The organism is Aliiroseovarius sp. (assembly GCF_965228805.1).
GTDB lineage: Bacteria > Pseudomonadota > Alphaproteobacteria > Rhodobacterales > Rhodobacteraceae > JASBTN01.
Genome location: NZ_CBDDIE010000003.1, coordinates 306,848 through 323,089, shown reverse-complemented (window position 1 = coordinate 323,089; position 16,242 = coordinate 306,848). Strand labels below are relative to the sequence as shown.

Sequence of the window (16,242 nt, the reverse complement as noted above, 5' to 3'; positions counted from 1 at the left end):
GAGGGCACCGGGTTCACAGAAGCGCCGTGAAGGCCGACCAGGCTTCGGGGTCGTTCACAGTCTTGTCGCGACAGGTCGGATTGCAGAAACCGAAGACGCGCCCATCGAGTTCCAGGTAGTCGGTGACCTCTTTGCCAGAATAGGGGCAGGTGGCGTTCTCGGAAGGGCCCGCGTCAACCGCGTGGGCCTTGCGCGGGGTCGGGCCGGGCCAGGGGCCGTGGTCCAGATCCATCGCGTAGGGCATCGGATCGTAGCTTTTCGTCAGTCCCAGGGCGCGCCAGCGGCGGAAGGCGGGGTCGGCCAGGTGCTGGGCGACATAGGCCGCGGCCGCGTCGCCAACCGGCAGGCCGTAGCCCGCGATACGGGCGGCGACGGGGGCGTAGAACACATCGGCTAGGGAATAGGCGCCGAAGAGCCAGGGGCCGTCCGACCCGTGACGGCTGCAGGCCAGCGACCAGAGCTCTTCGATCCGGGCAAGATCGGCACGGACCGCGTCGGTCGGCGTGAAGTCGGTGTAGCCACTGTGCAGCTGCATCGCGCAGTCGCCGCGTAGGGCACCAAAGCCGGAGTGCATCTCAGCCACCAACCAGCGCGCCAACGCACGGGCCTCGGGACCCGTGGGCCAAAGCCCGGCGTCCGGGTGGCGTTCGGCCAGTGTCTCGGCCATGGCGATCGTATCGCCGACCACCACGCCCTCGGGCGTGCGCATCACCGGGACCAGGCGGGCCGGGGAAAGCGGCACCAGGTCCTGTTTCATTGTGCCGGAATAAAGTCCGACAAGGTGGGTGTTGGCGGGGATGTCGAAACGCTCGAACATCAGCCAGCCGCGCAGGGACCAGGAAGAAAACATCTGGTCGCCGATATAAAGATCATAGGTCATGCGGGCAGGGTAACTGCGCGAACTCATCACGCAAAACCATGAATTGTGGTCGGGCCTATCACGGGAGGTGATTGATTTCTCCGACCTCCGTGTCACCCGGGCCCAAGGTGATGCGGGTCAGGGACAGGTTGTCGATGCGCTGGGCCAGGATGTCGGCGGGGGCCTTTTGCAAGGCGAGCGCCAGTTGGGTCAGGATCACGCCGAAATGGGCGACGATGATGACGTTCGCAGGGCCGCGCAGGGTCTCAATGGCGGCGCTGACCCGGGCCTCTGTCTGATACCAGCTTTCGCCGTTGGGGGCGGCGACATGGCCGGGCTCGTCCCAGAACCGGCGTGATAGGGCGCCGTGAGTTTCGTCGATTTCGTCAAAATTCTTCAGCTCCCAGTCGCCAAAATGGATCTCGCGCAGGCGGGGATCGTCGGGCAGGCGAGGACGGCCGCGTGCGATGGCATCGGCGGTGGCGCGGCTGCGGATCAGGTCGGAGGAAATGACAGGCGCTTTGTCCGGCAGATAGGCAGCGAGGCGTTCCAGCTGCGCGGTGTCGGACAGGTCAGCGGGCAGGTCGCTCCACCCGACCATGGTCTTGGCGTGGGTGGGGCCGTGGCGGATCCACCAGAATGTCGTGGTCATTTCAGCACCAATGGCAGCCCGGCCATGACCGCGGTGACGTTGTCAGCGTCTGCAGCCAGGCGCTGGTTCAGCGCGCCCTGGGCGTTGCGGAACCGGCGGGCCAGGGCGTTTTCCGGTACGATGCCCGCGCCGACCTCGTTGGTGACCACGACCACCGGGGCCGGGCAGGTGATGATGGCGTCGATCAGGCGCGCCTCTTCGGTCTCCAGGTTGCTCTCGGCGAAGAGGTGGTTGGTCAGCCAAAGGGTGGCGCAGTCTAGCAGAACGGCCTCTTGGGGGAGGGCCTGTGCCAGGGCGGTGGGCACGTCCAGGGGCGCCTCTATCGTGCGCCAGACGGCCCCGCGCCGGTCCTGGTGAAGTTTGATCTTGCGCTGCATCTCCTCGTCATAGGCTTGACCGGTGGCGATGTAGAGCAGCGGGCGGCCGGTCTGGATCAGCAGGCGTTCGGCATGGGCGGACTTGCCGGATCCGGCGCCGCCGATGACAAGGCTGAACTGAGGCAGGGAGGTCTGGGTCATGCGCCCTGCCTAACGTCTGCGACGCATTGGCGCAATCGGGTTGCGCGGGGCGGCAGCGGGTGGCAGGCTGCGGGCATGAAAGCGATTTTGTCAGGTATTGGGCTCGGGGCGGTGGTGGTTGCATCCATGGCTTGGGGCGAAGAGGCCGCGTTGCCGGAGACGGCGATGCAGGCCAGCGTGGTCATTCTGGGCGAGACCCATGACAACCCGGTGCACCACGCGGTGCAGGCAGACTGGGTCGAGGCGATCCAGCCCAAGGCGGTGGTGTTCGAGATGTTGACTGCCGAGCAGGCGGCAGCGGATACGCCGGGATTGCGGACGGATCAGGTCGGTTTGGAGGCGGCACTGGGCTGGGCGGACAGCGGCTGGCCGGAGTTCGCCATGTATTACCCCGTGTTTGCCGCAAGTGATGCGGCCTTCTACGGCGCCGCTGTGCCGCGCGAGACGGTGCGGGCGGCCTTTGGCGGCAATGTGATGGCGCTGTTTGGGCCGGGGGCGGATGTGTATGGCTTGGATCGGGCCTTGCCCGAGGCGCAGCTGTCCGCGCGCCTGGACCTGCAATTTGACGCCCATTGCGAAGCGATGCCGCGCGACGCGTTGGGCGGGATGGTTGATATTCAGCGGCTGCGCGACGCGACCCTGGCGCAGACCGTGGTGCAGGCCCTGGAAGAGGTTGGGTCGCCGGTCGTGGTGATCACCGGCAACGGGCACGCACGGCGGGATTGGGGCGTGCCGTCCTATCTTTCGCGGGTGGTCCCCGAGGTGCCGGTGTTTGTGCTGGGGCAATCCGAGGATGGCGGGATGCCCGAGGGCGGCTTCGATCTGGTACTGGATGCCCCGGCGGTGGAGCGCCCTGATCCTTGCGAGGCATTTCTAAACCGCGAATAGGGGCTTTCGCGGCACGGCTCCCACCCTGGTGATGGAGCGTATGTGGGAACGGTGTGGCATCCCACCCCGCCGCACCACGAAAGCCCCTTTGGGTTGCAGTTTGGCGCGTGGCTCCGTAACACTCGGGTCTGACACCGAAAGGGGGCGCATATGCTCGCAGGCAAACGCATTCTTCTGATCATCGGCGGCGGGATCGCGGCGTTCAAATCGCTTGACCTGATCCGGCGGCTGCGCGAGCGGGGGGCTTCGGTCGTGCCGGTCATTACCAAGGCCGGGCAGGAATTCGTGACGCCGCTCAGCGCCTCGGGTCTGGCAGCCGAGAAGGTCTATACTGATCTCTTCGATCTGACCGACGAGGCCGAGATGGGGCATATCGAACTGTCCCGTGCGGCTGACCTGGTCGTGGTGGCCCCCGCGACGGCGGACTTGCTAGGCAAGATGGCGGGGGGGCTAGCCAATGATCTGGCATCCACCCTTTTGATGGCGACGGATAAACGCGTGCTGTTGGCGCCCGCGATGAATGTACGCATGTGGGAACATCCGGCCTGCCAGCGCAATGTGGCGACCTTGAAGGGCGATGGAGTGTTGTTCGTCGGCCCGAATGAGGGCGATATGGCCTGTGGCGAATACGGGCCGGGGCGCATGTCGGAACCGCTGGAGATTGTCGCGGCGGTGGAGGCGGCGCTGGCGGATGGCCCCTTGAAGGGCAAGCACGTGGTGGTGACTTCCGGTCCGACCCATGAGCCGATCGACCCGGTGCGCTATATCGCCAACCGGTCCTCGGGCGCGCAGGGCACGGCGATTGCCGCGGCGCTGGCGGCTTTGGGGGCGGATGTGACCTTTGTCACCGGGCCTGCGGATGTGTCGCCGCCCGCTGGTGTCAAGGTGGTCAAGGTTCAGACCGCGCGCGAGATGTTGGAGGCCGTGCAGGGGGCTCTGCCTGCGGATGCCGGGATTTTCGCCGCTGCGGTGGCGGATTGGCGTGTCGTCTCGGAGAGCGGATCGAAGATCAAGAAGGATGGCAAGGGCAGCCTGCCGGTGCTGGAATTTGCCGAAAACCCGGACATTCTGGCGACCGTTAGCCAGATGGAGGCAGGCCGCCCCGGTTTGGTCGTTGGCTTTGCCGCTGAGACCGATGATGTGATTGCCCACGCCACGGTCAAGCGCACGCGCAAGGGCTGCGACTGGATCGTTGCCAATGACGTCAGTCCCGAGACGGGGATCATGGGCGGGGCCGAGAACGCGGTGACCGTGATCAGCGCCGAAGGCGCGGAGGAATGGCCTCGTATGGGCAAGGACGAGGTTGCCCGCAAGCTGGCATCGCGTGTCGCGGAGGCTTTGACCAAATAGCGATCTGAACAAGAAAGAAGGGGGCAGTATGCCGACCATTCGCATGATCTGGGACGAGGGCGCGGATCAGGGCTTGCCTTTGCCGAGCTATGAGACGGCAGGATCGGCCGGGGCCGACCTGCGTGCCAACCTGGCCGAGGCCGACCGCGCCGAGGGGATCACTCTTAGGCCGATGGAACGCCGACTGATCCCGACCGGGTTGCGTGTCGAAATCCCGGAAGGGTTCGAGATGCAGATCCGCCCCCGTTCGGGCCTGGCGCTGAAACATGGCATTTCCCTGCCCAACACCCCCGGCACCATCGACAACGATTATCGCGGGCCTTTGGGGGTGATCTTGATCAATCTCAGTGCAGAGCCCTTTACGGTCGGCCATGGTGACCGCATTGCCCAGGCCGTGATCGCCCCCGTGATCCAGGCCGGGTTTCAAATCGTGGACAGCCTAGGCGAAACCGGGCGCGGCGCGGGGGGCTTCGGGTCAACCGGGCGAAAATAGGAGCGAGACATGCTGTGGGTTCTGGCCATCTTGGCACTGATCTGGGGGCTGGGTTGGGCATTCGACGTGGCGCGCGCGCGTCTGTGGTTCCTGACCGGGATCGTTCTGGTCGCCGTGCTGGCGATCCATGCGACCCTGCCTGCGAACAACCCGCTTGTGCTGGCGATCGGCGGCACGCTGGGCGGTTGGCTGGTGGTGATCGGCTTTGCCGGGGTGGCAGCGCTTTACGGCCGCGGTGTCGCTTGGCTGAAAGCCCGCGCGCCGGAGGCTCCGAAGCGCGAGGAAGGGCCGTTCACTGACACGGAACTGAACCGGTATGCGCGTCATATCGTGTTGCGTGAGGTCGGCGGGCCGGGGCAGTTGGCAATGAAGAACGCCAAGGTGTTGGTGGTCGGCGCCGGGGGGCTGGGCAGCTCGGCGCTCTTGTACTTGGCCGCCGCCGGGATCGGCACCATCGGCGTGGTGGACGATGACGAGGTCGACAATTCGAACCTGCAGCGCCAGGTGATCCACCGCGATCAGGACATCGGCACGCCCAAGGTCTTTTCCGCCGAACGCGCGATGAAGGCGCAGAATCCGGCCATCGCGGTCCGTCCCTACAATCGCCGCCTGGATGAGGAAAGCGCCGAGACGATCATTGCCGAGTACGACCTGGTGCTGGAAGGCACCGACAATTTCGCCACCCGCTATCTGGTGAACCGCGTGGCCGCGAAGCTGGGCAAACCGGTGATCGGTGCGGCGTTGAGCCAATGGGAAGGTCAGATTTCGACCTTCGATCCGGCCAGGGGCGCGCCCTGTTACCAATGCGTCTTCCCCGAAGCCCCGGCGCCGGGGCTGGCGCCGTCCTGTTCGGAGGCCGGTGTGGTCGGCCCGCTGCCCGGGGTGATGGGTTCGATGATGGCGGTCGAGGTGGTCAAGGAACTGTCCCAGGCGGGTGAAGGCCTGCGCGGGCGGATGCTGATCTATGATGCCATGTATGGCGAGGTGCGGGTGATCAAGACGAAGAAGCGCGAAGGGTGCCCGGTCTGCGGAGGCGCTGCGTGAAGATTGCTCTGGACGATCCGATCTGGGGGCGGCTCTATGGGCCCCACGGGGTGGAGCCGGTGCCGGATATCTTGGAGAAGCTGCTAGAGGGATGGGATGAAGAGCTGGCGAATGACCTGTTCTGGAACAAGCTCTATCATCAGGAGGACTTGTACCCTGTGACCTATGCTGCGCTGCCCTGGTTGTGGGACGTGCAGAAACAACATCCCGAGGCGCGCGCATATGTGCTGGGGGCCCTTTCGATTTTTGTCCATGCGATGTTCTATCCCCCCCAATGGAGTAAGACGGCGCGATCCTGCCCTCCGTTTCCCGGGCTGTCCTTGCAGGTTGAAGACCATCACTGGGACTGGCTGAAACCGGAAGAGCATCTGAGCCAGTCAGATGTCCAGATACTGGCGAAGCTTGAGGGTTGGTTGTCGGCCCGCCTGGACCACATGATCGCAACCATCCTGACCAATGCGCCTAACCTGGAGGAAAAATTCGCCGGGGATATGCTAACCGGCCCCGCCTGCATGATGGGCGCTATCCAACTGTCGCGGGATGTGGAAGCCTCCATATTGGGGGGGAATGTGTGCTGCCCAGCCTGCGGGAAGTTGCACGATGCGCTTTGGCGGGAGGATCGCCTGGTTCTTGAAGCTTTCCCTGACGACGATGAAGATCCGTTCATTGATCAAGGCTCACGGCCAGACCCCCAACAATCCGCCCGTGAACGTAGTGTCGCCCGTGAGCTTGCAGCGCATTTTCCACCCAAACACAAGGTCGCCCTTTTCCTGACCGCCTGGGCCGATTGGAGCTGCTGTGACGGTTGAGCTGCACCCCTTGCGCGTGGAGGATGCGGAAGCTCTCTGGCATTTCGAGATCGAGAACCGTGCCTGGTTCGAGCGTTGGGTCGGGCCGCGTCCTGACAGCTATTGGGAGCTGGGATCGTTGAGGAAGGTCATTGAAGGGCAGCTTGCTGATACTGATGCGATGTTTCTGGTCTGGGACGGAGATACGCTTCAGGGTCGTGTGAATCTGACCGGGATCGAACAGGGCGTGGCGCAGCTGGGGTATCGTGTCGGCGAAGCGCATGTGGGGCGAGGCGCAGCCTCGACTGCCGTGGAGTTGGTGCTGGACGAAGCCCGCGTCCTGGGCCTCTGGGCGGTGGAGGCGCGGGTGGCCTTGGGCAATCCGGCCTCGGTCCGGGTGTTGGAGAAATGCGGGTTTCGGCCCAACGGTATGCGGCAGATCGGCGAGCTCGACATGCAGCTCTTTCGCTGCGATCTGGGCTGACGGGTCGTGATGGCGCTATCAGTTCCCGCTTGAACTCGGCCCCGCCTAGGCCCTAGGGTGGGCCGTCTTTTTTGATCTCTCTGGAGGGTTCTCATGAAAATTCTTGCCACCGTTGCGGCCGTTGTCTTGACGGCCTTTACCGGCGCTGCAATGGCCGAAGACCTGCCCGACCTGGGCGGGAAAACCGTGGTTGTGGTTACCGAGAACGCCTACCCGCCGCTGCAGTTCATCGAACCGGGCACCGGCAATGCGGTGGGCTGGGAATATGATGCGATGGCCGAGATAGCCAAGCGCATCAACATCACCGTGGAATATGAGAACATCAGCTGGGACGCGATGATCCCGGCCGTGGCAGATGCGCAATACGACCTGGGCATGACTGGCATCACCATTCGCGAAGACCGTGCCGAGGTGGTCGATTTCTCGGCCCCCTACATGCGATCCGAGATGATCATGATGGTGCGCGGAGACGAGGAACGGTTCAGCGACGCCGCCTCCTTCGCTGCTGACGACGACCTGCTGATGGCCGCGCAGCCCGGCACCACCCCGTTCTACGTCGGTGTCTACGACGTGCTGGATGGCGATGAGGCCAACCCGCGCATCGTCAAGTTCGAAACCTTTGGTGCGGGGGTCCAGGCCCTGCGTGCAGGCGACGTGGACCTGGTGCTGACCGATAGCACGGCGGGTGAGGGCTATGTTTCTGCCTCCGATGGCGGGCTGAAAATCGTGGGTGAGAAGCTGGGCACCGAGGATTTCGGCTTCATCTTCCCCAAGGGCTCGGAGCTTGTGACACCGATCAATGCGGCGATTGAAGCCATGCGTGCGGACGGCACGCTGGACGCGCTGAACAAGACCTGGTTCCTCGATTACAAAATCGGCGGCTGACCCCTGACGCGCCGGTATGAGCCCGGCGCGCAACCTTCCCGGACCAAAATGATCCCCACCCCCGAACAGGACGAGGATTTCCCCTGGTGGCTGGTCTTTGCCGGTCTGATCGGGGCGTTCTTTCTATATCGTATCGTGGTTGATGACCTCTATTGGCAGGTGCTGGGCACCCTGTCCAAGGGGATCGGCATCACGGTCATGGTCACGCTTGTGGGATTCGTGTCGGCCTGCGTGATCGGGTTGGGGCTGGCGGTGGCCAGCCTGTCGCGCTTTGTCGTGCTTAGGCAGCTCGCGCGATTTTATATCGAGATCATTCGCGGCGTGCCGATCATCGTGCTGCTGCTCTACGTGGCCTTCGTGGTTGCGCCTGCCATGGTGGCTGGCTGGAACTGGCTGGCCGAGGGGCTGGGGCTCGACCCGATCCGTACCCGGGATTTTCCGCTGTTGTGGCGGGCGGTCCTGGCGCTGACCATCGGCTATTCCGCCTTCATCGCCGAGGTTTTTCGTGCCGGTCTGCAAGCGGTTGATCAGGGTCAGATCGAAGCGGCCCAAGCGCTGGGCTTGAACGGCTGGCAGCGCTTTCGCCTGATCCGTTGGCCCCAGGCCTTTCGCATGATCCTGCCGCCGCTGGGCAATGACTTCGTGGCGATGGTCAAGGACAGCTCGCTGGTGTCGGTGTTGGGGGTGGCGGATATTACCCAACTGGGCAAGGTCACGGCGGCAGGGAACTTTCGCTATTTCGAGACCTATAACGTGGTCGCGCTTATCTACCTGATGATGACGGTAACCCTTTCGCTGGCGCTGAGGCGTCTTGAACGACACCTGCGCGAGAAGGGCCACGACGGCTAGAGCGGCCCCGTCAGGGGCTTTTGCCCCGCTGCGCCCGCTGCCCGGCGCGGCTCCCACCCTGACTTCCGTTGCAATCGCGGCGGGGTTGCTCTTGCGCACTCCGCCGCGCCGGGCTGTTTCTCTCTTTAACTTGCCAATAATACTTGGGGTGAGTGCGAAAGCGCGAGGGCAAAGCCCCTGGCACGCGTAGCGTGCCATGCCCAACCTGCCACAAGCCCGGAGGGCGCAGGGGGAGGGCGGGAGCCCGCCTTTGCCTAGAGCACCCGGTCGAGATCGGCGATCAAATCCTCGGCATCCTCCAGCCCCACGGACAGTCGGAAGATCCCGTCCCCTGCATAGGCGCGATAATCCTCCAGTGCGGCGCCCTCCAGCCGGAAGGAGCTTTCCATAAGTCCCTCGGTGGGCATCCAGAACACCAAGGACCGATGGTGGCCCAGAGACACGGCATAGTGGATCACCTCCAGCCGCTCCATCATCCGCTCGGCCACGGCCTCGCCCTTGGCGGTATCGCCGACCTGGAACGAGATCATGCCCGAGAAATTTTTCATCTGTGACCGGGCCAGGTCATGTTGCGGGTGCGAGGTGAGCCCCGGATAGATCACCCGGGCAACCCGCGGATTGGCCTCCAGCCACTCGGCCACCGCCATCGCCCCTGCCTCATGCGCCCGCATGCGCAGGGGCAGGGTCGCCGCGCCACGGGCGATCAGCCAGGCGTTGAAGGGCGACAGGATGCCGCCATGGTGGATCGAGGCCTCGCCGCGCATCTTGGCGACCAGCTCGCGCGATCCGGCCACGGCGCCGCCGACCGCGTCGCCATGGCCGCCGATGTATTTCGTGATCGAGTGCATCACCAAGTCCACGCCGAATTCGGCGGGTCGCGTGGCCATCGGCGAGGCAAAGGTGCTGTCCACTGACATCAGCGCGCCTACTTCGTGGGCCAGGTTCGCCACCGCCGCCAGGTCGGTCAGCCGCCCGATTGGGTTCACCGGGGTTTCCGCATGCACCAGCCGCGTGTTCGGGCGCAGGGCCGCCGCCACGGCCGTGAGGTCTGACATGTTCACCACTGTCGCCTCGATCCCCAGGCGCGGAAGCGTATCGCGCACCAGCTCCGCCACGCCCGCATAGGATACGTCCGAGACCAGCACGTGGTCCCCTGCCGACAGGAAGGTAAAGAAGATCGCCGAAGCCGCCGCCATGCCGGATGCTGTGCACAGACAGGCCTCGACCCCTTCCAGCGTGGCGATCTTGCGCTCCAGCATGTCCACGGTCGGATTGCCCCAGCGGGCATAAAGCCAGGGCGCGTCCTCGGGAATGTCATGGGCGGAAAATCCTGCCGCCTCTTCGACCACGAAGGTCGATGACATGTGCAGGGGCGGGGCCGAGGCCTTGGTTGCCGGGTCGGGCGCCTCGCCCGCGTGAATGGCGGTGGTCATCGGGCCCTTGGGGCAGTGCGATTGTGACATGGCAGAAACTCCTTTGCGCCGAGGAAACGCGCGCCGTTCGGCCATGTCCACCCCGTTTGCGTATGGACATGTCGCAATCCGTCCCTAGGTTCATGGGCAAAGGAGACACGCATGACCAACCCGCTTTTGTCCGCCTGGGACACGCCTTTCGACTTGCCGCCTTTCGCCGCCATTACCGATGAGGACTTCGAACCCGCTTTTGCGGCCGCTTTGACCGAGGCGCGTGCCAACCTGGCCGAAATTGCCGAAAATCCCGAGGCGCCGAGCTTTGCCAATACGATCGAGGCGTTGGAACGGGCAGATGCCACGCTGAACCGCGTACTTGGCGTGTTCTACAATGTGGCAGGCGCGGATTCGACGCCCAAGCGGGAAGAGTTGCAACGTGCCTTCTCGCCGAAACTCGCCGCCTATGCGGCCGAGATCTCTATGAACGCGAAGCTGTTTGAACGGGTCGAGGCCCTGTGGCTCGCCCGCGACGACCTGGCCCTGTCCGACGAACAGGCGCGCGTGCTGATGCTGACCCGGCGCGGTTTCGTGCGGGCGGGGGCGCTGCTGCAAGGGGCGGATCGTGACCGGTACAAGGAGGTGCAGGAGCGTCTGGCGGTGCTGGGCACCGAGTTCATGCAGAACCTGCTGGCGGATGAGCGTGATTGGCACATGGAAATCGCGGGTGAGGATCTGGAGGGCCTGCCCGATTTCGTCCTGGACGCCGCCCGCGCGGCCGGGGCCGAGAAAGGGGCGGACGGCCCGGTCGTGACCCTCTCGCGTTCGCTGATCACACCTTTCCTGCAATTCTCACCCCGCCGCGATCTGCGCCAGAAGGCCTATGAGGCCTATAGCGCGCGCGGCGCCAATGGCGGCGACACGGACAACCGCGCCATTGCCACGGAAATCCTGTCCCTGCGCGAGACCCGCGCGGGGCTTCTGGGCTACGACAGTTTCGCCCAGTTCAAGCTGGAAACCGAAATGGCCGGCCATCCTGACCGGGTGCGTGATTTGCTCATGGAGGTCTGGGAACCGGCCAAGGCGGCGGCGCTGAAGGATGCGGCCACCATGACTGAAATGCTGCACGCGGATGGGCACAATGGCGACCTGGAACCCTGGGACTGGCATTTCTATGCCGAACGCCGCCGCCAGCAGGAACACGACCTGGATGAGGCGGAGCTGAAACCCTACCTGCAGCTCGACCGCATGATCGAAGCCGCCTTCAGCGTGGCAAACCGCCTGTTCGGGCTGGAGTTCGCGCCGCTGGATGTGGCGCTCTACCATGAAGATGCCCGCGCCTGGGAGGTGACCCGGGATGGTCAGCACCTGGCGGTCTTCGTGGGGGACTATTTCGCGCGTGGCTCCAAGCGCTCGGGCGCCTGGTGTTCGGCCATGCGCAGTCAGCAGAAGCTGGAAGGGGACATTCGCCCCATCGTCGTCAATGTCTGCAACTTCGCCAAGGCCGAGGCGGGCAAGCCGGCGCTTCTGTCCTGGGACGACGCCCGCACGCTGTTTCACGAGTTCGGACATGCACTGCACCAGATGCTGTCCAACGTGACTTACGACTCGATCTCGGGCACCTCCGTGGCGCGGGACTTCGTCGAACTGCCCAGCCAGCTTTACGAACACTGGCTGGAAGTGCCCGAGGTGCTGGGCGAATTTGCCACCCATGCGGACACCGGGCAGCCGATGCCGAAACCGATGCTGGACCGGCTGTTGGCGGCGGCGACCCATGACATGGGGTTCCAGACCGTGGAATTCGTGGCCTCGGCACTGGTTGACCTTGCCTTCCACGAAGGCGCGGCACCCTCTGATCCGATGCAGGCCCAGGCCGAAGTTCTGGAGGCCATCGGCATGCCCAGGGCGATCCGCATGCGCCACGCCACGCCGCATTTTGCCCATGTCTTTGCCGGGGACGGCTATTCCTCGGGTTACTACAGCTACATGTGGTCCGAGGTCATGGATGCCGATGCGTTTGAAGCCTTCCTCGAAGCGGGCGACCCCTTCCACGCTGAAACCGCCCAGCTGTTGGAGAAACACATCCTGTCGGCAGGCGGATCGGTGGAAGCCGAAGACCTCTACCGCGCGTTCCGCGGCCGCCTACCCGGGGTCGAAGCGCTTCTGAAGGGCCGGGGGCTCGCTGCTGAGTAATCACCTTGCCCGACACGGCGCCCACCCTGGCAAGCGACGCGGGTGGGCAAGCGCGGCGGCATCCCACCCCGCCGTGCCAGACAAGGCTCCCCTGTTCTTTTTCTTGCCAAAATACCTTGGGGTGAGCGCGTCAGCGCGAGGGGCAAAGCCCCTGGCACGCGAAGCGTGCCATGCCCAACGCACGACAAGCCGAAGGCGCAGATGTGCGGCGGGAGCCCACCCGGCTATTTTGGTTTACGCGAGGGATCCTCCGGGTGCGGCTGCACCCCCACCGGGTCCTTGTGCAGCATCACATCCGTTTGCGGATAGGCGCGCAGGATGGCGCGGCGCAGGGCGGCGCCGGTGGCGTGGGCCTCGTCCAGGCTCTGCGCGCCGTCCAGTTCGATATGCATGTTCACGAAGACCTTGCTGCCCGACCGCCGTGTCTTCAGGTCGTGAAACCCGTGCACCCCGGGCCAGTCACGGGCGATGGTCTCGATCCCGGCGATCATCTCCGGGTCGGCAGCGCGGTCCATCAGCCCGTCCCAGGCGGTCTTGAAGATGCGCAGGGCACCGACGGCCAGCAGGATTGCCGCCCCAATGGCCACGGCGCTGTCGATTGCCTCCATCTGGAACCAGCTGGCCGCCCAAAGCGACAGGATTGCGCCAATGTTCGGGATGAGGTCACCCAGGTAATGCAGGCTGTCGGCCTTGACCACGGCCGACCCGGTGCGTGCCGCCACGTGGCGTTGCCACAGCACCAGGGACAGGGTCAGCACGATGGACGTTCCCATGACGATGATGCCCTTACCGTGAGACAGGATCGGCGCGGGTTCGCCGGACCACAGCCGGGTCACGGCGGCAAAGGCGATGATGCCCGCCGAGGCGAGGATGAACAGGCTCTGGCCGAGCGCGGCCAGATCCTCGGCTGAGGTATGGCCGAAGGTGTGATCGTCATCGGCAGGCCGCGCGGCATACCAGATCGCCGCCAAGGCGCCCAGCGACACCATCAGGTCCATCGCCGAATCCGCCAGCGAGGCCGCCACCGACAGCGCATTCGTCTCGCCAAGCGCCCAGAGCTTCAACAGCACCAGGGTTACCGCGACGGAGGCCGAGGCGATCCCGGCGGAAAGGTTCATGCGTGTGCTCTTGTCGGCCATGGCTCTGCGCTATCCGATTCCCCGCCCGGCCCGCAAGGTCACAGCATCGCCTTGTCGCGGATGCGTGCCCAGGCGCGGGTCTCGACGCCGTCCTTTGCGGGTTCCAGACAACGCTGGCCCAGGTACCAGTAGAAGAACCGCTCGAACGGGAAGTCCGCCATCGCCTCCGGGCCGAAACTGAGCGCTTCGCGCAGGTCGGACACCCGACGCGCGGTCAGGGTCGCCTGCCAGTAGTCGGTTTTTCCGCAGGTCACCACTGCGCAGCGCTGCATCAGAGCCTCGAACCCGACGCCGGAGGTCTGGGTGACCACCAGATCCGAAGCTTCGATCAGGTCATGCACGGAGGCCTCGGAGAGCTTCACGTTCGGGTAGTCCCGCGTAATGTCCATGATGGCGCGGCGGGTGGGTTTCGTGGTGGCCGGGTGGATCTTTACATAGATCAACGCCGCGCGGTCGTGTTCGGCGCAGGTGCGGATCATTTCTTCAGTGGTCAGGTAATGCAGGGGCTCGCCGGGTTGGTCCTCAATCTCCTGGCAGAACACGGTGGCGCGGGCGCCTTGCAGAGGGGCGTGAACACGCACTTCCTGCGGGCGGCCCGAGATGTTTTCGCGCAGCATGTAGCCCGACACCCCGTCAAAGAAATAGCGTGCCTTGGCCGGGTCGACCTGTTCGGCACAGAAACCGCCGAACCGCAGGGAGCTATGGGCCCGCAGGCCCAATTCGTCGAGGTGCCAGAAGCCCCAGATATAGCTTGGGTGAATGTGCAGCGTGCGCGGCGCATAGCCCGGCGCATCAGCGCAAATTAGGCGGATATCCTCCGAGCGACGATCCAGTTCCACTGCCTCGCGGCTGCCCGCAGCCACCAATAACATCGGCCACCCCTCGGATCGGGCCTTGGCCTCCAGTTTCTGAAACAGGTCGATGCGCCCCTCGGCGATCCGTGGCAACCACTCCGCATCCGCATGGATGATCACGGCCCGCTCGACCCTCAGCCGTCGCGCGGCCCGGGGGGAGCCGATCAGCTCCATCTAGTCGATGACCTCGTCCACGCGCACCCCCCAGATTGCGGTCTTGGCGGCCCAACCCTTGTGCCCGTCGGCGCGCAACAGACACCAATCGGCGGCGCATTCATCGACACGGGCAATCACGCCCGCCTCCAGGTACGCATTGACCCGTGTCGACGGGTCAGGGCGTTGAAACAGAGCGGTCAGGTCGGTTTCGATGATCACGGTGCGCGCGCCAGACAGAAGCGAATAGTGCATCCAGCCGCCCACGCCGTCGCGATCGCGCACCCGGCGCCAGTGGCCGAACTCGCCGGTAATCTCCAGCGGCATGCCACGGGCCTTGAACACCCAGTCGATGCGGTGGGTCAGAGATGGCCCCCGGCGCACATTGCCTTCGCCGGTCTTCAACGAGACATAGCGCGGGATCGGCAGGTTGGTGACCGAGCCGCGCTCTTCCCCTTCGGCTGCAAGCGCGGGCTGGGTGCACAACACCACGCACCCGGCCAGAAATGCCCCGATCAACCGCATGCGGCCTCCTTCGTCCACCCGACGTAAATCACCTGACTGCCCTCGAACGTCATTCTTTTCATGCTGCACGTGCGTTGGTGCTTGTGCAGCATCGCGTTCCTTGCCAGTTTGTCATCGAGAGGCGCGAAAGAAAAGAAGAAGGGAGGGCAGCATGGCCCCTGAACGTCTGAGTGTTGTCGTGACGCGACGGTTGCCGGAGCCGGTCGAGACCCGGATGAAGGAGCTTTTCGACGTCGAGCTGCGCGACGCGGACACGCCGATGTCGCGTGACGAGCTGGTCGATGCGATGAAGCGGGCCGACGTGTTGGTGCCCACCCTGACCGACCAGATCGACCAGAGCATGTTGGCCGCGGCTGGCGACAAGCTGAAACTGATCGCAAACTACGGCGCAGGGGTGGACCATATCGACATCCACACGGCGCGCCAGCGGGGTGTTCTGGTGTCGAATACTCCGGGCGTGTCGGCCGATGATACGGCGGATATGGCGATCGCGCTGATCCTGGCCGTGACCCGCCGCTTCCCGGAGGGCATTCGCCTTATGGCCGAGGGCAAATGGGGCGGTTGGTCGCCCTCGGGCATGTTGGGCCATCGCATCCAGGGGCGCCGCTTGGGTATCCTGGGCATGGGCCGCATCGGTCAGGCTGTCGCCGCGCGGGCGAGGGCATTTGGCATGCAGGTGCATTACCACAACCGCAAACGTCTACACGCCGATATCGAAGACCAGTACGAGGCAACCTACTGGGAAAGCCTTGACCAGATGGTCGCGCGCATGGACGTGTTGTCGATCAACTGCCCGCATACGCCCTCGACCTTCCACCTGATGAATGCACGCCGCCTGAAGCTGATGAAGCCCGAGGCGGTGATCGTGAACACCTCGCGCGGCGAGGTGATCGACGAGAACGCCCTGACCCGCATGCTGCGTGCGGGCGAGATCGCGGGGGCAGGTTTGGACGTCTATGAACATGGGGCCGAGATCAACCCGCGCCTGCGCGACCTGCCCAGTGTCGTGGCCCTGCCGCATATGGGTTCGGCCACCCATGAGGGGCGGCTCGAGATGGGCGAGAAAGTGATCATCAACATCAAGACCTTCGCCGATGGCCACCGCCCACCGGACCAGGTGGTGCCGGGGATGCTATAAATCTGAAACGTGATCAGACCCCGC

General features: G+C 64.7%; 17 protein-coding genes. 10 read left to right on the top strand and 7 right to left on the bottom strand.

From position 1 onward, the window contains the following. Positions 1-13: 13 nt before the first annotated feature. The 3 genes from ACO07D_RS02650 to cobU are packed head-to-tail and all read right to left on the bottom strand — an operon-like array spanning position 14 to position 2,029. Positions 14-880 (bottom strand): glutathione S-transferase, encoded by an 867-nt coding sequence (locus tag ACO07D_RS02650; RefSeq protein ID WP_421701395.1) that lies wholly within the window; start codon positions 878-880, stop codon positions 14-16. Positions 881-938: 58 nt separating this feature from the next. Then, entirely contained in the window at positions 939-1,511 is a 573-nt protein-coding gene (locus ACO07D_RS02645) for a histidine phosphatase family protein (RefSeq protein ID WP_421701394.1), read from the bottom strand. Beyond that, a complete protein-coding gene (gene cobU / locus ACO07D_RS02640; protein WP_421701393.1) occupies positions 1,508-2,029 on the bottom strand; it encodes a bifunctional adenosylcobinamide kinase/adenosylcobinamide-phosphate guanylyltransferase in 522 nt (173 codons plus the stop codon). Before cobU ends, ACO07D_RS02645 begins: the two co-directional genes overlap by 4 nt. Positions 2,030-2,104: 75 nt before the next feature. Between cobU and ACO07D_RS02635 the strand changes: the two genes are divergently transcribed. The 8 genes from ACO07D_RS02635 to ACO07D_RS02600 all read left to right on the top strand — a co-directional run bounded on the left by ACO07D_RS02635 (position 2,105) and on the right by ACO07D_RS02600 (position 8,810). Continuing rightward, complete coding sequence (locus tag ACO07D_RS02635; protein WP_421701392.1) at positions 2,105-2,917, top strand: ChaN family lipoprotein; 813 nt, start codon at positions 2,105-2,107, stop codon at positions 2,915-2,917. A 150-nt stretch (positions 2,918-3,067) separates the two neighbouring features. Further along, positions 3,068-4,267 (top strand): bifunctional phosphopantothenoylcysteine decarboxylase/phosphopantothenate--cysteine ligase CoaBC, encoded by a 1,200-nt coding sequence (gene coaBC / locus ACO07D_RS02630; RefSeq protein WP_421701391.1) that lies wholly within the window; start codon positions 3,068-3,070, stop codon positions 4,265-4,267. Positions 4,268-4,295: 28 nt separating this feature from the next. Beyond that, entirely contained in the window at positions 4,296-4,760 is a 465-nt protein-coding gene (gene dut, locus ACO07D_RS02625; RefSeq protein WP_421701390.1) for a dUTP diphosphatase, read from the top strand. Between the two features lie 9 nt (positions 4,761-4,769). After that, positions 4,770-5,804: a HesA/MoeB/ThiF family protein gene (locus tag ACO07D_RS02620; protein WP_421701389.1), complete on the top strand. Its 1,035-nt coding sequence runs from the start codon at positions 4,770-4,772 to the stop codon at positions 5,802-5,804. Further along, positions 5,801-6,613: a hypothetical protein gene (locus ACO07D_RS02615; RefSeq protein ID WP_421701388.1), complete on the top strand. Its 813-nt coding sequence runs from the start codon at positions 5,801-5,803 to the stop codon at positions 6,611-6,613. The genes ACO07D_RS02620 and ACO07D_RS02615 overlap by 4 nt, the downstream gene beginning before the upstream one ends. Continuing rightward, positions 6,603-7,076: a GNAT family N-acetyltransferase gene (locus ACO07D_RS02610; protein ID WP_421701387.1), complete on the top strand. Its 474-nt coding sequence runs from the start codon at positions 6,603-6,605 to the stop codon at positions 7,074-7,076. Before ACO07D_RS02615 ends, ACO07D_RS02610 begins: the two co-directional genes overlap by 11 nt. A 93-nt stretch (positions 7,077-7,169) precedes the next feature. Next, complete coding sequence (locus ACO07D_RS02605) at positions 7,170-7,961, top strand: transporter substrate-binding domain-containing protein (RefSeq protein WP_421701386.1); 792 nt, start codon at positions 7,170-7,172, stop codon at positions 7,959-7,961. A 48-nt stretch (positions 7,962-8,009) separates the two neighbouring features. Further along, the gene (locus ACO07D_RS02600; protein WP_421701384.1) at positions 8,010-8,810 is read left to right on the top strand and encodes an amino acid ABC transporter permease; all 801 of its coding nucleotides are present in this window, start codon (positions 8,010-8,012) and stop codon (positions 8,808-8,810) included. Between the two features lie 254 nt (positions 8,811-9,064). On the opposite strand, the gene ACO07D_RS02595 is transcribed toward ACO07D_RS02600, so the two are convergent. After that, positions 9,065-10,273, bottom strand: coding sequence for a trans-sulfuration enzyme family protein (locus ACO07D_RS02595; RefSeq protein WP_421701383.1), 1,209 nt, complete (start codon positions 10,271-10,273; stop codon positions 9,065-9,067). A gap of 111 nt (positions 10,274-10,384) precedes the next feature. Here ACO07D_RS02595 and ACO07D_RS02590 point away from each other — a divergent pair, with 111 nt between their 5' ends. Next, positions 10,385-12,409 carry a M3 family metallopeptidase gene (locus tag ACO07D_RS02590; protein ID WP_421701382.1) on the top strand — a complete coding sequence of 675 codons (2,025 nt, stop codon included), beginning with the start codon at positions 10,385-10,387 and terminating at the stop codon, positions 12,407-12,409. Positions 12,410-12,633: 224 nt separating this feature from the next. Here the strand turns inward: ACO07D_RS02590 and ACO07D_RS02585 are convergent, their stop codons facing one another. Genes ACO07D_RS02585 through ACO07D_RS02575 form a run of 3 tightly spaced genes read right to left on the bottom strand, consistent with a single transcriptional unit; the run spans position 12,634 to position 15,080 of the window. Then, positions 12,634-13,548 (bottom strand): cation diffusion facilitator family transporter, encoded by a 915-nt coding sequence (locus ACO07D_RS02585; RefSeq protein ID WP_421701381.1) that lies wholly within the window; start codon positions 13,546-13,548, stop codon positions 12,634-12,636. Between the two features lie 38 nt (positions 13,549-13,586). Continuing rightward, positions 13,587-14,576 carry a hypothetical protein gene (locus ACO07D_RS02580; protein WP_421701380.1) on the bottom strand — a complete coding sequence of 330 codons (990 nt, stop codon included), beginning with the start codon at positions 14,574-14,576 and terminating at the stop codon, positions 13,587-13,589. Continuing rightward, positions 14,577-15,080 carry an SH3 domain-containing protein gene (locus ACO07D_RS02575; RefSeq protein ID WP_421701379.1) on the bottom strand — a complete coding sequence of 168 codons (504 nt, stop codon included), beginning with the start codon at positions 15,078-15,080 and terminating at the stop codon, positions 14,577-14,579. Between the two features lie 151 nt (positions 15,081-15,231). On the opposite strand from ACO07D_RS02575, the gene ACO07D_RS02570 reads away from it, so the two are divergent. After that, positions 15,232-16,218, top strand: a complete 987-nt coding sequence (locus ACO07D_RS02570; RefSeq protein ID WP_421701378.1) for a 2-hydroxyacid dehydrogenase — start codon at positions 15,232-15,234, stop codon at positions 16,216-16,218. Positions 16,219-16,242: the final 24 nt, after the last annotated feature.

Excerpts from the sequence above, each read along its gene's own strand:
- ACO07D_RS02650 (WP_421701395.1), bottom strand. The coding sequence starts at position 880 with ATGACCTATGATCTTTATATCGGCGACCAGATGTTTTCTTCCTGGTCC.
- ACO07D_RS02645 (WP_421701394.1), bottom strand. The coding sequence starts at position 1,511 with ATGACCACGACATTCTGGTGGATCCGCCACGGCCCCACCCACGCCAAG.
- cobU (WP_421701393.1), bottom strand. The coding sequence starts at position 2,029 with ATGACCCAGACCTCCCTGCCTCAGTTCAGCCTTGTCATCGGCGGCGCC.
- ACO07D_RS02635 (WP_421701392.1), top strand. The coding sequence starts at position 2,105 with ATGAAAGCGATTTTGTCAGGTATTGGGCTCGGGGCGGTGGTGGTTGCA.
- coaBC (WP_421701391.1), top strand. The coding sequence starts at position 3,068 with ATGCTCGCAGGCAAACGCATTCTTCTGATCATCGGCGGCGGGATCGCG.
- dut (WP_421701390.1), top strand. The coding sequence starts at position 4,296 with ATGCCGACCATTCGCATGATCTGGGACGAGGGCGCGGATCAGGGCTTG.
- ACO07D_RS02620 (WP_421701389.1), top strand. The coding sequence starts at position 4,770 with ATGCTGTGGGTTCTGGCCATCTTGGCACTGATCTGGGGGCTGGGTTGG.
- ACO07D_RS02605 (WP_421701386.1), top strand. The coding sequence starts at position 7,170 with ATGAAAATTCTTGCCACCGTTGCGGCCGTTGTCTTGACGGCCTTTACC.
- ACO07D_RS02600 (WP_421701384.1), top strand. The coding sequence starts at position 8,010 with ATGATCCCCACCCCCGAACAGGACGAGGATTTCCCCTGGTGGCTGGTC.
- ACO07D_RS02595 (WP_421701383.1), bottom strand. The coding sequence starts at position 10,273 with ATGTCACAATCGCACTGCCCCAAGGGCCCGATGACCACCGCCATTCAC.
- ACO07D_RS02590 (WP_421701382.1), top strand. The coding sequence starts at position 10,385 with ATGACCAACCCGCTTTTGTCCGCCTGGGACACGCCTTTCGACTTGCCG.
- ACO07D_RS02585 (WP_421701381.1), bottom strand. The coding sequence starts at position 13,548 with ATGGCCGACAAGAGCACACGCATGAACCTTTCCGCCGGGATCGCCTCG.
- ACO07D_RS02580 (WP_421701380.1), bottom strand. The coding sequence starts at position 14,576 with ATGGAGCTGATCGGCTCCCCCCGGGCCGCGCGACGGCTGAGGGTCGAG.
- ACO07D_RS02575 (WP_421701379.1), bottom strand. The coding sequence starts at position 15,080 with ATGCGGTTGATCGGGGCATTTCTGGCCGGGTGCGTGGTGTTGTGCACC.
- ACO07D_RS02570 (WP_421701378.1), top strand. The coding sequence starts at position 15,232 with ATGGCCCCTGAACGTCTGAGTGTTGTCGTGACGCGACGGTTGCCGGAG.